At 67.2% G+C, this 17,797-nt stretch carries 15 protein-coding genes; 7 read left to right on the top strand and 8 right to left on the bottom strand.

Going from position 1 to position 17,797, the window contains the following annotated elements:
• The first annotated feature begins 43 nt into the window (after positions 1-43).
• The 3 genes from ABGN05_RS09995 (at position 44) to xth (ending at position 3,414) form a co-directional block, all read left to right on the top strand.
• A complete protein-coding gene (locus ABGN05_RS09995) occupies positions 44-1,891 on the top strand; it encodes a CHASE2 domain-containing protein (protein WP_367953859.1) in 1,848 nt (615 codons plus the stop codon).
• 150 nt (positions 1,892-2,041) lie between these two features.
• Positions 2,042-2,647, top strand: a complete 606-nt coding sequence (locus ABGN05_RS09990) for an alpha/beta hydrolase family protein (protein WP_367954357.1) — start codon at positions 2,042-2,044, stop codon at positions 2,645-2,647.
• Positions 2,644-3,414 carry an exodeoxyribonuclease III gene (gene xth / locus ABGN05_RS09985; protein ID WP_367953858.1) on the top strand — a complete coding sequence of 257 codons (771 nt, stop codon included), beginning with the start codon at positions 2,644-2,646 and terminating at the stop codon, positions 3,412-3,414. Before ABGN05_RS09990 ends, xth begins: the two co-directional genes overlap by 4 nt.
• A gap of 7 nt (positions 3,415-3,421) precedes the next feature.
• On the opposite strand, the gene ABGN05_RS09980 is transcribed toward xth, so the two are convergent.
• Complete coding sequence (locus ABGN05_RS09980) at positions 3,422-4,348, bottom strand: 1-phosphofructokinase family hexose kinase (RefSeq protein WP_367953857.1); 927 nt, start codon at positions 4,346-4,348, stop codon at positions 3,422-3,424.
• Between the two features lie 217 nt (positions 4,349-4,565).
• On the opposite strand from ABGN05_RS09980, the gene ABGN05_RS09975 reads away from it, so the two are divergent.
• Together ABGN05_RS09975 and ABGN05_RS09970 are read left to right on the top strand one after the other, a co-directional pair.
• A complete protein-coding gene (locus tag ABGN05_RS09975) occupies positions 4,566-5,258 on the top strand; it encodes a CBS domain-containing protein (RefSeq protein ID WP_367953856.1) in 693 nt (230 codons plus the stop codon).
• Positions 5,259-5,384: 126 nt separating this feature from the next.
• Complete coding sequence (locus tag ABGN05_RS09970; protein ID WP_367953855.1) at positions 5,385-6,269, top strand: aldose 1-epimerase family protein; 885 nt, start codon at positions 5,385-5,387, stop codon at positions 6,267-6,269.
• Between the two features lie 28 nt (positions 6,270-6,297).
• Here the strand turns inward: ABGN05_RS09970 and ABGN05_RS09965 are convergent, their stop codons facing one another.
• The 7 genes from ABGN05_RS09965 to chvE form a co-directional block, all read right to left on the bottom strand.
• Positions 6,298-7,824, bottom strand: coding sequence for an aldehyde dehydrogenase (NADP(+)) (locus ABGN05_RS09965; RefSeq protein ID WP_367953854.1), 1,527 nt, complete (start codon positions 7,822-7,824; stop codon positions 6,298-6,300).
• 41 nt (positions 7,825-7,865) lie between these two features.
• Positions 7,866-8,804, bottom strand: a complete 939-nt coding sequence (locus tag ABGN05_RS09960; RefSeq protein ID WP_367953853.1) for a Gfo/Idh/MocA family protein — start codon at positions 8,802-8,804, stop codon at positions 7,866-7,868.
• Complete coding sequence (gene araD, locus ABGN05_RS09955; RefSeq protein ID WP_367953852.1) at positions 8,791-10,533, bottom strand: L-arabinonate dehydratase; 1,743 nt, start codon at positions 10,531-10,533, stop codon at positions 8,791-8,793. Before araD ends, ABGN05_RS09960 begins: the two co-directional genes overlap by 14 nt.
• 13 nt (positions 10,534-10,546) lie before the next feature.
• Positions 10,547-11,551 carry an AraD1 family protein gene (gene araD1, locus ABGN05_RS09950; protein WP_367953851.1) on the bottom strand — a complete coding sequence of 335 codons (1,005 nt, stop codon included), beginning with the start codon at positions 11,549-11,551 and terminating at the stop codon, positions 10,547-10,549.
• A 5-nt stretch (positions 11,552-11,556) separates the two neighbouring features.
• Positions 11,557-12,798: a multiple monosaccharide ABC transporter permease gene (mmsB, locus tag ABGN05_RS09945; protein ID WP_367953850.1), complete on the bottom strand. Its 1,242-nt coding sequence runs from the start codon at positions 12,796-12,798 to the stop codon at positions 11,557-11,559.
• Positions 12,799-12,811: 13 nt separating this feature from the next.
• A complete protein-coding gene (gene mmsA, locus ABGN05_RS09940; protein WP_367953849.1) occupies positions 12,812-14,335 on the bottom strand; it encodes a multiple monosaccharide ABC transporter ATP-binding protein in 1,524 nt (507 codons plus the stop codon).
• A 68-nt stretch (positions 14,336-14,403) separates the two neighbouring features.
• Positions 14,404-15,471: a multiple monosaccharide ABC transporter substrate-binding protein gene (gene chvE, locus ABGN05_RS09935; protein WP_367953848.1), complete on the bottom strand. Its 1,068-nt coding sequence runs from the start codon at positions 15,469-15,471 to the stop codon at positions 14,404-14,406.
• A gap of 240 nt (positions 15,472-15,711) precedes the next feature.
• Between chvE and ABGN05_RS09930 the strand changes: the two genes are divergently transcribed.
• Complete coding sequence (locus ABGN05_RS09930) at positions 15,712-16,737, top strand: LysR family transcriptional regulator (protein WP_367953847.1); 1,026 nt, start codon at positions 15,712-15,714, stop codon at positions 16,735-16,737.
• A 47-nt stretch (positions 16,738-16,784) separates the two neighbouring features.
• The gene (ytfQ, locus tag ABGN05_RS09925; protein WP_367953846.1) at positions 16,785-17,747 is read left to right on the top strand and encodes a galactofuranose ABC transporter, galactofuranose-binding protein YtfQ; all 963 of its coding nucleotides are present in this window, start codon (positions 16,785-16,787) and stop codon (positions 17,745-17,747) included.
• Positions 17,748-17,797 lie beyond the last annotated feature (50 nt).

Genomic DNA, 17,797 nt, shown 5'->3' with positions numbered 1-17,797 from the left:
GCCGCAGATGGCGCCTCCCCGGAGGCCCAGACCGGAACGGGAGATGCGCGCTCCTTCGCCGGACAGCAGGCGTCGCGCGGTCGCGATCACCGCTGCACTGGCCTTCGCGACGGTCACCCTGCTTTCGCTGACCTCGCCCTGGCGTCTCTTCGAAGCGCGCCTGTTCGACTATTTCTCCACCGTCATGCCGCCTGCGCTGCCTGCGGATGGGCCCATCGTCGTCGCTATCGACGAGCCCTCCTTCGCCGAACTGGGCCTGCAATGGCCATGGCCGCGCGACATGCACGCCCGGCTGGTCGAAGCGCTGAGGCAGGCCGGTGCCAGCGCCATCGGGCTCGACATCATCTTCGCCGAGCCTTCGAGCGAACAGGCTGACGCCGCGCTCGCCGAAGCCATGGGGTCCGACGTCACCCTGGCCGCCGACGTGACGCGGATCGATACGGCGCAGGCTGATCAGGTCATCCGCGTCGAGCCCATCCCGTCGCTCACGGAGCGCGGAGCGAGGCCCGGCCTGTCGTCGATCGTGCTCGACCGCGACGGGACCTTGCGCAGGCTCCCGCCCTATTCGGACGGCTTTGCCGCCACGCTTCTCGAAAGCACCGGCGTCCAAGCCCCAGAAGCGCCGCCGGGCGCGTTGATCCAGACTTTCGGACCCGCCCGCACCTATCCCACCATCTCATACTACCAGGCGCTCGATCCCGGGACCTTCCTGCCGCCCGACACGCTGAGAGGCCGCATCGCCATCGTCGGGCTATCGCTGCAATCCGCGCCAACCGTCGAAGGCGGAGGGGCGGACGCCTATGCGACGTCGTGGACGCCGCGAACGGGGCGGCTCATCGCTGGCGCGGAACTCCAGGCCACGATCCTCGACAACCTCCAGCACGGGCTGTTCATCCGGCCGGCACCCCTCGTGGCCGTGATCGCGGCCAACTTGCTCGGCGCGCTGCTCGCGGCCTATGCGGTCTGGCGCGCCACCGGCTGGCGCACCATCGCCGGCAGCCTCCTTGCGGTCGGGGTTTTCGCGCTGGGTTACTTCCTGTTGCTGCGCTTCGGTCGCATCCATTTCCCACCTCTGGCGCCAGCGCTGGCCTTCGTGGGTACGGCGCTCGCGCAAGGGGCGCAGGACTACGCCGCCGAACGGAAGCTGCGGAAGACGGTCACCCGCGCCTTCTCGCAATACCTGTCGCCGGCACTCGTCGAAAAGCTCGCGCGCGACCCCTCGCGACTGAAGCTCGGCGGCGAGAAGCGTACGATCACCATCCTGTTCTGCGACGTGAGGGGGTTCACGACCATCGCGGAATCCATGAAGGACGATCCCGAAAAGCTGACAGCGTTGGTGAACCGGCTGCTCAATCCGCTTTCGGAGGCGGTGCTGGAGGCCGGCGGCACCATCGACAAGTATATCGGCGACGCCATCATGGCCTTCTGGAACGCACCGCTCGACGATCCGGACCACGCCATCCATGCGGTGGAGGCAGGGCTGGCGATGATCCGCGCCGTCGAGCCGCTCAACCGCGAACTGGTGGCGGAAGCCGGCAACGGAGCGCCGATCCGCTTCGCGATCGGCGTGGGCATCAACACCGGCGAATGCGTCGTCGGCAACATGGGCTCGGACCGGCGCTTCGACTATTCGGCGCTCGGCGATGCCGTCAACCTCGCATCCCGCCTGGAGGGACGCACGAAGGACTATGGCATGCCTCTGCTCATCGGCGACGAGACCGCCCAGCGCATCCGCGACCGCTTCGACCTCGTCGAAGTCGACCGGATTTCGGTCAAGGGCAAGGCGGAGGCGGTCACCGTCTGGACCGTCGGCTCGCTGGCGACAGCGCAACCGGCTACGTCCTCCGCAACGGAGGTTTCCGCCGTCGCAGACCTGAGACCGGCTTCCTGACGAACGTGCCGCTTTCGCTGGCGAGCACCTTCCGCGGGTCGGCCATAGCCGGAGACTGGTGCCGGCGCTAAATCAAGGTGACGGCGCGAAACTAAGCAGCGAGGGCGAGACGCGGTGAAATTCCTGACCAGCGGACCGGACACCGCCCCTATGACGGTCCTGCTCGCCCACGGCGCGGGCGCCGCGATGGATTCGCCTTCGATGGAGGCGATCGCCCGGGCCCTCGCGGATGAAGGTCTGCGCGTCGCGCGGTTCGAGTTCGGCTACATGGCGGCCCGGCGCAATGGCCAGCGCAAACCGCCGCCGCGCGCGGAAACGCTGATCCCGGAATACCGGCAGGCCGTCGAAGCGCTCGCAGGGGAAGAACCGCTGGTGATCGGCGGCAAGTCGATGGGCGGGCGCGTCGCCTCGATGGTCGCGGACGAGCTTTTCGCGGCGGGCCGCATCGCCGGGCTGCTGTGCCTCGGCTATCCCTTTCATCCGCCGAACCACCCGGAGAAGCTGCGCACGGCGCACCTCGCCGGAATGAAGACAGGGGCGCTGATCTGCCAGGGCACGCGCGATCAGTTCGGCACCCGGGAGGAGGTGGCCGGCTACGCGCTTTCTCCGGCCATCGAGCTTCTCTGGCTGGAAGACGGCGACCACGACCTGAAGCCGCGCAAGACCGTCTCCGGCTTCACCGCGGCCGACCATCTGCGCACGGTCGGCGAAGCGGTGAGGGAATGGTGCGCGCGCCTGGCACCAGCCGCCGGATGAGGATCGCCACCTTCAACATCAACAACGTCAACCGCCGGCTGGAGAACTTGCTGGAATGGCTTGAGGAAGCCCGGCCGGACGTCGTCTGCCTTCAGGAACTGAAGGCGACCGACCGGGACTTTCCGGCCGAGGCCATCGACAGGGCTGGTTACGGGGTGGTGTGGAAGGGACAGAAGACCTGGAACGGCGTCGCCATCCTGGCGCGCGATGCCGACCCGGTGCTGACGCGGGACCGCCTGCCCGGCGACGACGACGACCAGCAGAGCCGGTACATCGAGGCCGCGGTGCGCGGCGTGCTGATCGCCTCGATCTACGCTCCAAACGGCAACCCGCAGCCGGGGCCGAAGTTCGACTACAAGCTCGCCCGGCTGGAGCGGATGCGCAAGCACGCGACGAACCTGCGGAAGACCGGCGCGCCGGTGGTGCTCGCCGGCGACTTCAATGTCGCGCCCGGCGCTCTCGACATCTACCCGACGAAATCATGGGACGATGACGCGCTCGTCCATCCGCAAAGCCGGGCGGCGTTTCGCAAGCTGGTAGGCAGAAGCTGGGTCGACGCGCTGCGCCGGTTCCATTCGAACGAGCGGATCTACACATTCTGGCACTACAAGCGGCAGCGCTGGCAGCGCGACGCGGGCCTGCGCCTCGACCATCTGCTGGTCAGCAACAACCTGGAAGACCGGCTCGCCGGCGCAGGCGTCGACCGAGAGGTGCGCGGCCGCGAAGGCGCCAGCGACCACGCGCCGGCCTGGATCGAACTCGGCTGACGCGCGCTCAGAGCGCCTTGCAGCGCTCGTAGAGATCGAAGACGTCCTGCCGCCGGCAAAGCTCCGTCCCCGGCGTCATGGCCGCCGCCGCACCCGCGGCGATGCCGAACCGGAAGGCTTCTTCCTCCGAACGCCCCTCCATTAAGGCGCAGGCCATTGCGGCGAGGAAACTGTCGCCCGCCCCGGTCGCCGAGCGGACACGCACGGGGATGGTCGGTAGCCTCACGATCCCCTTGCGCGAGGCGAGGATCGCTCCGTCGGCCCCCAGCGTGACCGCCACCAGCTCGGCCGCGCCGCGCGCGACGATCTCGGCCGCGGCCTCACCTGCGCTGTCGGCGTCAAGCTTGCGGCCGGCGACCTGCTCGAGTTCGCCGAGGCTCGGCTTGGCCAGGAAGACCTTTGCCCGTTCCAGCGTCGCACGGAGCGCCGGCCCCGAGGTGTCGAGCAGGAACCGCCCGCCCCGCGCCGCCACGTCCGCGGCCAGTTCGGCATAGAAGTCCTCGGGCGTACCTTCCGGTAGGCTGCCGCTTCCCACCACATACTCCGCCGCATGCGACCGCACGTAGTCGAAGGCCTGCCGCAGGCTGGCGGCCGGGACGGGCGCGCCTTCCGGCACGAAGCGGTATTCGAGGCCGGTGCTCTGCTCATGCACGATGAAACCCAGCCGCGTCTGGCCGTCGATCGCGATCTTGTGGGTCCGGATGCCTTTTTCCTTCAGAAGCCGGTCGAGGATCTGGCCCACCTCGCCGCCGCCGAGATAGACGGCCTCGGCGTCTCCGCCGAGCACCGAGACCACGCGGGCGACGTTGATCCCGCCACCGCCGGGATCGAAACGTGTCCGGGTCGTCCTGATCTTGCGGATCGGCCGGACGGCTTCGGCCTCCCCCGATACGTCGATCGTCGGGTTGAGGGTCAGGGTCAGGACTTGCGGCATCGGATTTCCTGCTGGATCGAGTTCGCTGGACGACTGTACGGGTGTCGTGGGCCATACGATCCCATTGCGACGCTCTGGCGGCAACGCGCGTGAGGCCTAGCCGATCCGCTTGACGCGGATCAATGCCCGGCCGCTTCCGCCGACGGTAAATGTCGTCGGCATGATCGAGAAGGCGCGATCGAGAGCCGCCCCGCAATCCGTTCGAGGAGACATTCCCATGAAGGCAGGCGACATCATGACGGCCGGTGCCGCGACCGTACGGATCGACGCGACCGTCGCGCATGCGGCAAGGACCATGCTGGAGCATCGCGTCAGCGGGCTTCCGGTGGTCGACGCGGCCGGCAAGCTGGCCGGCATCGTCACCGAGCGAGACCTTTTGCGCCGGGCGGAGATCGGAACCGAGAAGCATCGTCCGGGTTGGGTCGAACTGTGGCTCAGCCCTCAGGCATCAGCGGACGAGTACGTCCGCGCGCGTACGAGGAAGGTGAGCGACGTGATGTCGACCGACGTCGTCACGGTCGGTCCCGAGACGCCGCTGGACGAGGTCATCTCACTCATGGAGCGCAAGGGATTCAAGAGGCTGCCCGTGGTGCGCGAGGGCAAGATCGTGGGCATCATCAGCCGCGCGAACTTCCTCGTCGCACTCTCCCACCGCATCGAAGAGAACACGGCCGGGCCGGCGGACGACCTGGCCATCCGCCGCAGCATCCTCGGCGAGATCGAGGCGCAGCGCTGGAACCCGCTTGCCATGGTGGACGTCGACGTGAAGAACGGCGAGGTCCATCTTCGCGGCAGTGTCAGCGACGAACCGGTGCGCCGGGCCGTCGTGGTCGCCGCGGAGAACACGCGCGGAGTGACGAAGGTCACCGACAACCTCAGCGTCGTGCCCTTCGTCAGCGCCGGCATCTGATCCGGAATAGCCCCCGGTCCTCGACGCTGCCGGTTTTCCGGTGCAGGGTTGCGAAGGTGTGTCATGTGCCCCGTCGCCGATCGGCGACCGCGGACCATGACGATGCATCGCAAGGGAATTCCCCGATTGGCGGACGACGTCATCGAACTGAAAAGCCGGAACGACCGCGCGCGCATCGCCTTGCGCGGGGCGGAGATTCGGGAGTGGAGCGTGGTCGCCCGCGAACTGATGTGGCAGCCGGACGCCCGGTTCTGGGGCGCCGTATCCCCGATCCTCTTCCCCTTGGTCGGCTGGTCGAACGACGGCCATGTCCGGGTCGACGGCGAACCCTATCCGATGGGCGTTCACGGCTTCGCCTCGTCGCTCGACTTCCGGTTGGTCGAGCATGACGAGAGTTCGGCGCTGCTGCGGCTAACCGAAAGCGCACAGACGCTGGCCTGCTATCCGTTCCGCTTCGAACTCTCCGTCCGCTACCGATTGCACGAAAGCGCGCTCGAAGCCGCGTTCTCGGTCCGGAACACCGACACACGCCCGCTTCCCTTCGCGATCGGCATCCATCCCGGCTTCCGCTGGCCCTTTTCCGCGACGTCCCGCGCCGGGCACGGCATCGAGTTCGACGAGGTGGAGGAGCTTTTCGTGCCGGAGATCTCGCCGCGCGGCTTATTCAGGTCGACGACCCGGCCAGTGCCGCTCGACGGGCGGGACCTGCCGCTGACGGACGAGCTTCTCGCCAACGAGGCGCTCTGCTTCCTGGATGTGCGCAGCGGCGGCCTGCGCTTCCGCTCGCCGGACGGTTCCGCGATCCAGATCGAGACGGAGGGTTTTCCCCATCTCGCCCTGTGGACCCGGCCCGGCGCGCCCTTCCTCTCGGTCGAGAGCTGGACCGGCCATGGCGACCCCGAGGGTTTTTCGGGCGACATCACGGAAAAGCCGTCGATCCGGCTGCTCCCGGCAGGCCGCGAGGACACCTGCCGGGTGCGCTATTGTTTCGAAAGCGGGACGCCGGATTGAGTCGCGCAGCCGCCAGGCGCGCGCGATGCTACCGCTCCCGCAGGTCCAGCGGTAGCAGCGCCTCCGGCATGTTCTGGTAGGCCACCGGCCGCAGGAAGCGGCGGATCGCCAGCGTGCCGACCGACGTCGTCGAGACGTTGGTGCTCGCAGGGTACGGCCCGCCATGCATCATGGAATCGACCACCTCGACGCCGGTCGGGAAGCCGTTGGCGAGCAGGCGTCCGGCCTTGCGCTCCAGAACGGGCATCAGCCGGGAAGCCAGCGGCAGATCGCCATCGTCGAGATGCAGCGAGCAGGTGAGCTGGCCTTCCAGCCCGCGCGCCACTTCGATCATCTCGTCCTCGTCGCTGGCGCGCACGAGGATGCCGAGCGGACCGAACACCTCTTCCGCAAGCGAGGGATTCGCGAGGAACGTCTCGCCCGGGACCGCGTAGAGCCAGGGCCCGGCATTGCGGCCTTCCGCATCGACGGCCACCAGTTCGCGCACGCCGTCCGTGTCGCGCACGCGGCACTGCCCGGTCCGGAAGGCTCCAGCGATGCCGTCAGACAGCATGACTTGCGCCGCCATCTTGCCGAGCGCTTCGGACGCGGTCGCCTCGAAGGCGTCCGCCTCCGCGCCTTCGATGATGATGCCGACGCCGGGATTGGTGCAGAACTGGCCCGCGCCCATGGTCAGCGAGCCGGCCCAGCCCGAGGCGATGTCGCCGCCGCGCGCCTTCAGCGCCTCCGGCAACAGGAACATCGGATTGACCGAGCCGAGTTCGCCGAAGAAGGGGATCGGTTCCGGGCGCGCGCAGGCGAGATCGTAGAGCGCGCGGCCGCCCTTCAGCGACCCGGTGAAGCCCACCGCCTTGATGAGCGGATGCTGGACCAGCGCCTCGCCGGCCTCGCGGGTGTTGGACTGCACGAGCGAGAAGACCCCCGGATGCACGCCGCATTTCTGTATGGCTTCGAGGATCGCTTCCGCGACGATCTCCGCCGTGCCGGGATGGCCAGGATGACCCTTGACGACCACAGGGCAACCGGCGGCGAGCGCCGACGCCGTGTCGCCGCCCGCGGTGGAGAAGGCGAGCGGAAAGTTCGACGCGCCGAAAACGCCGACCGGGCCGATCGGCCGCTGGACGAGGCGGATTTCGGGGCGCGGCGCCGGCTTGCGGTCCGGCAGGGCCGCGTCCGTGCGGCGGTCGAGATACTCGCCCTTTTCGATGTGGCTGGCGAAGAGGCGCAACTGGCCGGTCGTGCGTCCGCGCTCGCCCTCCAGGCGGGCGGCGGGCAGGCCGGTCTCGGAACTGCCGATCTGCGTGATCTGCGCCCCGCGCTCCTCGATGGCGTCGGCGATGGCATTCAGGAAGGCGGCGCGGTCGGCGCGCGATGAATAGCCGTAGGACCAGAACGCCTCCTCGGCGGCCTTCGCCGCGCGATCGACATGCGCGGCCGTCCCGGCGGCGAAATCGTGCGGCGCGCCCGATGCCGGCTGCGACTGGAAGGTCGTGTCGCCCGCGACCCACTCGCCGGCAATGAGGTGCTTGCCGCCCGGCTGATAGCTGTCGGTCATGATATCCCTTTCGTAGGCTGTTCCGGCCGCCTCGCGGGCGGTTACTCGTCGTGGAACGGGTCCGTCACGATGCGCCGTCCCAGCATGAAGGCATCGGCGACATGGACCAGCGGAGAGGCGTCCACGTCGCTCTCGCCCGCCGCGAGAAGCTCGGCGAAGCGGGCGTAGATGCCGTCATACTCGGCTTCGGCCGGCTGGTCGACCGGCCGGCCGTCGATTTCCATTCTCGCCCCCCCGGCCGAGAGCTTCAGAGATCCCTTCGCGGTGTCGACGAAAATGTCCCAGGTCTGCGGACCGGTCTGGCGGAAGTCGAAATCGGCGCTCACCTTGGCTCCCACCGTATCCTCGAATTCCAGCCGCGCGGCGATCGGCGTCTCGCAGTTTTCGGGAAACTCCAGCTCGGCGGAGGTCAGGTGGACCGGACGCGGCATGATTTCGGTCAGGATCGACAGCGCGTTGATGCCCGGGTCGAAGACCCCCATGCCTCCGGCCTGCCAGATCCAGGCCTGGCCTGGATGCCATTTGCGCACGTCCTCGCGCCAGACGATCCGCGCGCTCGTCACCTCCCGCTGCGCAAGCCAGTCTTTCGCCGGGGCGACGGCCGGGGCGAAGCGCGAATGCCAGGTGGCGAAGAGCGTCCGCCCTCTTGCGCGGGCGAGGTCGGCGAGCGCGTACACCTCGGCGACGGTCGCCCCGGGCGGCTTTTCGAGCAGCACGTCGCGTCCCGCCTGCAGGGCCTCCCAGGCCATGCCGAAGCGGACTTGCGGCGGCACGCACAACGCCACCGCCGTCACGTCCGGCCGCGCGCTCAGCAGGTCGCCAAGCCTGGCGTAGTGGTCGAATCCCGGCAGGCTCGATCCCCGGCTGACGGTTGCCGCGAGCGTGAAGGCGCGGTTGCGGCCGATCGACGGGATGTGCTGGTCATGCGCGATCTTGCCCAGACCGACGATGGCGATCCGTGTGGGTTCAGTGGCTTTCACGGGGCACCGCATGTCCGCGCTGGCCGATGAGGAAGTCGAAATCCGCACCGGTGTCGGCTCCGCCGACGTGGAGGTGGAAGAGCCGCGCGTAGCCGCTCCCGGGTTCCGCGACGGGAGGCGTCCAGGCGGCGAGGCGCGCCGTGATCGTCTCCTGTGGCACGTCGAGATGGAGGCGCCGCGCCTCGACGTCGACCTCGATCATGTCGCCGTCCTGCACGATCGCCAGCGGCCCGCCGATCGCCGCTTCCGGCGCCGTGTGCAGGATCACCGTCCCGTAGGCCGTGCCCGACATGCGCGCGTCAGAGATGCGGACCATGTCGGTGATGCCTTTCCTCAGGACCTTCGGCGGGAGGCCCATGTTGCCGACCTCCGCCATGCCGGGATAGCCGCGCGGGCCGCAGTTCTTGAGCACCATCACGCAGTTCTCGTCGATGTCGAGGTTTTCGTCCTCGATGCGCGCCTTGTAGTGGTCGATGTCCTCGAACACGACCGCCCGGCCGCGATGTTTCATGAGATGCGGGCTCGCGGCCGAGGGCTTTATCACCGCGCCATTGGGCGCGAGATTGCCGCGCAGCACGGCGATGCCGCCCTGCGGGGTGAGTGCGCGCGCCACCGGGCGGATCACCTCCTCGTTCCAGTTGCGTACCTCCGCGATCTCCTCGGCGACCGGCCTACCCGAGACGGTGAGCGCATCGCCATTCAGCTTGCCGCCGTCGAGCAGCATCTTCATGACGACCGGCAGGCCGCCGGCGTAGAAGAACTCTTCCATCAGGAACCGCCCCGACGGCATCAGGTCGACGATGGTCGGCACGTCCCGGCCGAACCGGTCCCAGTCGTCGAGGCTGAGATCGACGCCGATGCGGTGAGCGATCGCGAGCAGGTGGATGACCGCGTTGGTCGAGCCGCCGATGGCACCGTTCGTCCGGATCGCGTTCTCGAAGGCGCTTCGCGTCAGGATGTCGGACGGCTTGAGGTCGTCCTTGACCATATCGACGATGCGCCGGCCCGTCAGGTGCGCCATGACGCGGCGGCGCGAATCGACGGCGGGGATGGCGGCGTTGCCCGACAGCGCCATGCCGAGCGCCTCGGCCATGGAGGCCATGGTCGAGGCCGTGCCCATCGTGTTGCACGAACCAGGCGAACGCGACATGGACTGCTCGGCTTCGAGGAAATCCGCGCGGCTCATCTTGCCGGCCTTGATGTCCTCCGACATCTGCCAGAGCGCCGTGCCCGAGCCGACGCGCTCGCCGCGGAACCAGCCGTTGAGCATGGGCCCGCCGGAGACGAGGATCGCCGGTATGTCGACGCTCGCCGCGCCCATCAGCAGCGCCGGCGTGGTCTTGTCGCAGCCGGCGAGCAGCACGACGCCGTCGAGCGGGTTGCCGCGCAGCGCCTCCTCGACGTCCATGGCGCACAGGTTGCGGAACATCATGGCGGTCGGGCGCAGCGACGGTTCGCCCGGCGAGAACACCGGGAACTCGACCGGCAATCCGCCAGCCTCGTAGACGCCATGCTTCACCCGCTCCGCAAGATCGCGCAGATGCGCGTTGCAGGGCGTGAGTTCAGACCATGTGTTGCAGATGCCGATGACCGGCCGGCCGTCGAAGAGGTCCGCGGGCAGGCCCTGGTTCTTCATCCAGGAGCGGTGATAGATGGCGTCGCGGCCGTCGCCGCCATACCACGCCTGGGACCGCAGCGTTCTTGGCCATTCGGCCTTCCGGAAACTCATGCCTTTCGCGGCCTCACAATGCATTCACGCGGACGACGTCGTCGCGCGCTGGCAACGCCGTGACCGTGTAGCCGTTTCGAAGTGGCATCCCGAACGGCGCCGATTCGATCTCGAAGACGTCGCCGGGCTCCGTGCGGACACCGTCGGCGAATGAGAGCGTCGCGGTCCCGAACATGTGGACGTGCACGTCGCCCGGCTGGCGGAACACGCCGTACTTGAAGTGATGATGTTCCAGGTTGGCGATCGTATGCGACATGTTCGTTTCGCCCGACAGGAACGGCTTTTCGAAGATCGTCTCCCCGCCACGGCGGATGCGCGAGGTGCCGCGCACATCATGCGGCAAGTCGCCGACGAGGATTTCGGGACCGAACGAAGCGGGGCGCAGTTTGGAATGGGCGAGGTAGAGGTAGTTCACCCGCTCCATGACGTGGTCGGAGAACTCGTTCGCCAGCGCGAAGCCGACGCGGAACGGCGTGCCGTCATCGCCGATCACGTAGATGCCGGCGATCTCGGGCTCCTCGCCGCCGTCGTCGGCGAAGGCCGGAGACGCGAGCGACGCACCGGGCGCCGCCACCATGGTGCCGTTGCCCTTGTAGAACCATTCCGGTTGCACGCCGGGCTTGCCGTTGGCGGGCTTGCCGCCTTCGACGCCCATGCGGAACATGCGCATGGAATCCGTCAGGGTCGCCTCGTCTGCCTTCATGGTCTTCTGGTGCATGGCGTCGCGCGTCGAAGCCGAGCCGAGATGGGTCAGTCCGGTGCCGGTCAGGTGCAGATGCGCGGGGTCGGGATGCAGGATCGGCGGCGCCAGCCGGCCTTCCTCGTAGGCCTTGGCGAGGTCGACGGCGGGGCCGAAGCCGAGCCGGCCGATACGGTCGGCGATCTTCTCGCCGTCGCGGGCACAGTCGAGCGCGAGCGCGTAGACGCTTTCGGCGCCGCGCAGTTCGAACGCCTCGGTTCCCTCGCGGGCGATGACCTTGAGGTCGCCGGCCGGTGTCCGGATCTGTGATAGCAGCATGGCCGTCAGCCCTTGTTCTTGTTGTAGACGTCGAAGATCACGGCTGCGAGCAGCACGAGGCCCTTGATCATCTGCTGGTAGTCGATGCCGATACCCATGATCGACATACCGTTGTTGAGCACGCCCATCAGGAACGCGCCGACGACGGCCCCGATGATGGTGCCGACGCCGCCCGACATCGAGGCGCCACCGATGAAGACAGCGGCGATCACGTCGAGCTCGAGCGCGAAACCGGCTTTGGGGGTCGCGGTGTTGAGGCGCGCGGCGAAGACGAGGCCCGCCGCCGCGGCCAGCACGCCCATGTTCGTAAAGGCGAGGAAGGTCAGCCGCTCCGTATTGATCCCCGACAGCTTCGCCGCCTTCTGGTTGCCGCCGAGCGCATAGACGCGCCGGCCGATCACCGTATTGGAGGTGATGAAGGCGTAGATCACGGTCAGCACACCCATGGTGATCAGCACGTTGGGCAGGCCGCGGAAGGTGGAGAGCTTATAGGTAATGAACACCAGCGCCGCCGCCACGATGGCGTTGCGCGCGACGAAGAAGGCGAAGGGCTCGTCCTCGATGCCATAGGCGCGGTTTCGCGCCCGCTGTGTCAGGCCCATCCAGACGATCGCGGCGGCCGTCAGCACGCCCGCCGCCAAGGCCAGTATGTTGACCTGCCGAACGTCGAACAGGCCGGCCAGCGCCGCCCCGATGCCGGCCGGGAAGAGGTCGGGCACGAAACCGTTGGCGATGACCTGGAACTCGCGCGGGAAGGGACCGACGGACTGTCCTTCCAGCAGCCACAGCGAAAGGCCGCGAAACACCAGCATGCCGGCCAGCGTGACGATGAAGGAGGGGATCTTCCAGTAGGCGACCCAGTAGCCCTGCGCGGCGCCGATCAATCCGCCTACCGCCAGGCAGACGATGATGGTCACGAACATCGACTGTCCATGGTTGACCATCATGACGGCGGCCAGCGCGCCGATGAAGCCCATGACCGACCCGACGGAGAGGTCGATGTTGCCCGACACAATGACGATCAGCATGCCGAGCGCCATGATAACGATGTAGCTGTTCTGCAGCAGCAGGTTGGTGACGTTGACGGCCCGCAGAAGCGTTCCGTCGGTCACGATCTGGAAGAAGAGCATGACCAGGATGAGCGCGAGCAGGAGCCCGTATTCGCGCAGGTGCGAGGCGAGATAGGCGGCGATCCCCCTGGCGGATCCCGTCTCGCTACCCTTGTTGACACCTTCGGCCAGAGCCATTCGATCCTCCACCCTAGTCGTTCACGATGAGCGACATGATGCGCTCCTGGCTGGCCTCGGCTGCCGTCAGTTCGCCAACCAGCGCGCCCTCGTTCATGACGTAGATGCGGTCGCACATGCCGAGCAGTTCCGGCATCTCGGACGAGATCATGACGACGCCCTTACCTTGTGCGGCCAGTTCGTTGATGATGGTGTAGATTTCGTACTTCGCGCCCACGTCGATGCCGCGCGTCGGCTCGTCGAGGATGAGCACCTCCGGCGACGTGAACAGCCACTTGGCCAGCACCACCTTCTGTTGGTTGCCGCCCGACAGGTTCACGACCTTCTGGAAGACGGTCGGGGTGCGCGTTGCGAGAGCCTCGCGGTACTGCTCGGCGACCCGCGTCTCCTCGTTGCGCATCAGCACGCCGCGGCGCGACACGCCGTCGAGGTTCGCCAGCGTCGTGTTGAAGCGGATCGTCTCGTCGAGAACCAGGCCGAGCGACTTGCGGTCCTCGGTGACATAGGAAATGCCGGCGGCGATGGCGCGCTGGACCGTAGAGACGTCGATCGGGCGGCCCTTCAGCTTCACGGTGCCGGAAATGTTGCGCCCGTAGGAGCGGCCGAAGATCGACATGGCCAGTTCGGTTCGGCCCGAGCCCATGAGGCCCGCGATGCCGACGACCTCGCCGGCCCGCACGGAGAAGTTCGCGCCCTTGATGACCTTCCGCTCGGCATGCTCGGGATGCCATACCGTCCAGTCCTCGACCTCGAGCAGCACGTCGCCCGGCGTGCGGCGGTGTTCGGGAAAGCGGTGGGTCATGTCGCGGCCGACCATGTCGCGGACGATGTCGTTCTCGCTCACGCCGTCCCTGGCATCCTTGGTCGAGACGGTCGTGCCGTCGCGGATGACGGTGATCGTGTCGGCGACATAGCGTACCTCGCCGAGCTTGTGCGAGATCAGGATGCAGGTGACACCCTGCGCCTTCAGGCCGAGCATCAGGTCGAGCAGCTTGCGGCTGTCGGTTTCCTGGAGCGCCGCGGTCGGCTCGTCGAGGATGAGAAGCTTCACGTCCTTCGAAAGCGCCTTGGCGATCTCGACGAGCTGCTGCTTGCCGACGCCGATGTTGTCGACCAGGGTCGTCGGCGGCTCCCTGAGCCCGACCTTGGCCAGCAGGTCCTCCGTGCGCCGGTTGGTCTCGCGCCAGTCGACCACGCCGCGCAGAGCGCGCTCGTTGCCCAGGAAGATGTTCTCGGCAATCGAGAGCTGCGGCACCAGCGCCAGTTCCTGATGGATGATGATGATGCCGCGATCCTCGCTGTCGCGGATGTCGCGGAACTGGGCGGGCGCGCCGTCATAGACGATCTCGCCCTCGAAGCTGCCGGCGGGATAGACACCGGACAGGACCTTCATCAGCGTCGACTTGCCGGCGCCGTTTTCTCCGCAGACGGCGTGGATCTCGCCCTTGCGCACTTTGAGATCGACGCGGTCCAGCGCCCTGACGCCGGGAAACGTCTTGGTGATCTGGCGCATCTCGAGGAGGGTGTCGGCGGTCATGGCCCTGATGTCCTGGCATGCGGTGGAAGGCGCGGACGCCTTCCACCGTGGTGCCTGACGTCCGATGGCTACTTGATCTGGTCCATCGTGTAGTAGCCGCTGTCGATCAGCACCTTTTCCCAGTTGCTGGCATCGACCGAGACCGGCTCGAGCAAGTAGGACGGCACGACCTTGACGCCATTGTCGTAGGTCTTGGTGTCGTTGATCTCCGGCTCGCTGCCCTGGAGCAGCGCGTCGACCATGCCGACGGTGACGCGGGCGAGTTCGCGCGTGTCCTTGAAGACGGTCGAATACTGTTCGCCGGCGAGGATGGACTTCACCGAGGGGACCTCGGCGTCCTGACCGCTCACGATCGGCATCTTCATGTCGCCCGAGCCGTAGCCGACGCCCTTCAGCGCCGACAGGATGCCGATAGACAGGCCGTCATAGGGCGACAGCACGCCGTGCACCTGCTTGTCGGTGTAGTTGGCCGACAGGAGGTTCTCCATGCGGGACTGCGCCACCGCGCCATCCCAACGCAGCGTGCCGACCTTGTCCATGCCCATCTGGCCGGACACGATGCTGATCTTGCCAGCATCGATCATCGGCTGCAGCACGCTCATGGCGCCGTTGTAGAAGAAGAAGGCGTTGTTGTCGTCGGGCGAGCCGCCGAACAGTTCGACGTTCCAGGTTTCGACGTCGGGGAAGCGCTCCTCGAGCCCGGCCACCAGCGAGTTCGCCTGCTGCACACCGACCTTGAAGTTGTCGAAGGTCGCATAGTAGTCGACGTTGCCGCTGTCGCGGATCAGTCGGTCGTAGGCGATGACCTTGATGCCGGAGGCGGCGGCATTCTCCAGCGCGTTCGACAGCGTCGTGCCGTCGATGGCCGCAATCACCAGCACGTCGACGCCCTTGGTGATCATGTTCTCGATCTGGTTGAGCTGGTTCGGGATGTCGTCCTCGGCATACTGCAGGTCGGTCTCGTAGCCTGCGGCCTTGAACTGCTCGACCATCGAATTTCCGTCCGAGATCCAGCGCGCCGAGGACTTGGTCGGCATGGCGATGCCGATGGTGCCCTTGTCCTGCGCGAAGGACGGAACGGTGAATGCGGCCGCGAGCAGGGCGCTCGTTGCCAGGGCGACGTTCAGAAATCTCATTGCACTTCCTCCCATGGAATTCGGCCCCGGGGCGGAGCTCGAAACCTTCGATATGTTTCACGAGGATCCGCGGGCGGTCATCCGCCCGTGCAGTCTCCTCCCTCGGACGCCGGGAGCGGGGTGCTTTCGCGCCTCGCCCTGCAGCGGTGGCGACTCGTGAACCGTCGAGCCATGCTCGTCAAATGCAATTCTCCGTGATAGTTATACCAGAATTGTCATGACGCATTCCAGGAGGGCCGCTTGCCTGAACGCCATCCCGCCCCCGGCATCATTCCGCGGCGGGACGAACTCGCCCGCAAGGGCCTGCGCCTTGCGCATCTGCGACTGATCTGCGCCCTGAAGGAAACCGGCCAGATGAGTGCCGCCGCGGCACAACTGGGCGTTTCCCAGCCCGCCGCCTCGCGCATGGCCGCCGAGATGGAGGCGATCGTCGGGGTGCCCCTGCACACGCGCCATGCGCGCGGCGTGGTTCTGACCCCCTACGGCGAGAGGCTCGCGATGCGGGCCGGGATGATGCTGCAAGGCCTCGACGATACGGCGCGCGAACTGACGGAACTGGAACGGGGAAACGAGGGCACGGTCTCCATCGGCGCCGTGACCGGGGCCGCGCTCGACCTCGTCCTGCCGATCATCAGGCGCGCCCGCGTGACCCGCCCGAACATCTCGGTCACCGTGTCTGTGGACACCAGCGACCGGCTCGCCGAGAGCCTGCTCGCCTCGCGGATCGATTTCTTCATCGGGCGCCTGCTGGGCGACGTCGACCCGGGCCGTTTTTCGCTGATCGAGATCGGCCCGGAGCCGCTCGCCATGATCGCGCGCAGCGGCCATCCGCTGACCCGGCGCCCGACGGTGACGCTCGAGGAAAGCGTCGTCTACGACTGGGTTCTGCAGGCGAGCGGCAACCTCATGCGCCGCACCGTGGAAGGCCATCTGATGGCGCGTCAGGTGCCGCTGCCGCGCAAGGTCCTCAGCACGTCGTCGCTGATGCTGACGCTGGCCTACATCAGTCAGTCCAATGCCGTCTCGGTGGTCGCAAAGGCCGTCGCGGACTTCTACAGCAGGGAGGACGGGCTGGACGGCCGCATCGTCGTCCTGCCGCTGGACACCATGATCGAAGTCCCCGCCTACTCCCTCATCACGCATGCCGAGCGCCCGCTTTCGCCCGCCTCGGAGATCCTGTTCGAGATGGTACGGGAGACGGTGGTTGCCAGCCGGGCGGACGCGGGAAGCCAGGCAAGAGGCGTTTACAAAAATGATATAGTATGATTTTTTGACTGCGGGCACTCGCCCATTCACTGCAAGGGAGGAATGAAATGCTTCGCAGCAAAGCACTATTCGGCGCGGGTGTACTCGTGTCGTTGACCATGATGACGTCCGGTGCGATGGCGCAGACGATCGGGTTTTCCCAGATCGGTTCCGAGTCCGGCTGGCGCGCCGCCGAAACCACGCTCACGCGCCAGCAGGCCGAGGAACGCGGCATCGACCTGAAGTTCGCCGATGCCCAGCAGAAGCAGGAGAACCAGATCAAGGCCCTGCGCTCCTTCATCGCCCAGGGTGTCGACGCGATCCTGCTCGCTCCCGTCGTCGCTACCGGCTGGGACTCGGTGCTCGAGGAAGCCAAGGAAGCCGAGATCCCGGTGGTCCTGCTCGACCGCATGGTGGACTCCTCCAAGGACCTCTACCTGACCGCCGTCGGCTCCGACCTGGTGCATGAAGGCGCGGTCGCGGGCCAGTGGCTCGTCGACACCGTGGCCGGCAAACCCTGCAACGTCGTCGAATTGCAGGGCACGACCGGGTCGTCGCCGGCGATCGATCGCAAGACCGGTTTCGAGAACGCCATCAAGGGCCACGATAACATCAAGATCACCCGCAGCCAGACCGGCGACTTCACCCGCACCAAGGGCAAGGAAGTCATGGAGAGCTTCCTCAAGGCCGAAGGCGGCGGCGGCGACATCTGCGCGCTCTACGCCCACAATGACGACATGGCCGTCGGCGCCATCCAGGCCATCAAGGAAGCCGGCCTGAAGCCCGGCGAAGACATCCTCGTCGTCTCGATCGACGCCGTGCCGGACATCTTCAAGGCCATGGCCGCCGGCGAGGCCAACGCCACCGTGGAACTGACGCCGAACATGGCCGGTCCGGCCTTCGATGCGCTTGCCGCGTACATGAAGGACGGCACCATGCCGGAGAAGTTCATCCAGACGGAATCGAAGCTCTACACCCAGGCGGACGATCCGCAGGGCGAGTACGATCGCCGCAAGGACCTCGGCTACTGACACCGGGTGGGAGAGGCGGCGGGGAAACCGGCCGCCTCTCGGCTCGTCTG

It is taken from the genome of Aquibium pacificum (assembly GCF_040839445.1).
Lineage (GTDB): Bacteria > Pseudomonadota > Alphaproteobacteria > Rhizobiales > Rhizobiaceae > Aquibium > Aquibium pacificus.
The sequence above is the reverse complement of the archived record's forward strand: the minus strand, read 5'-3'. Positions and strand labels throughout refer to the sequence as shown.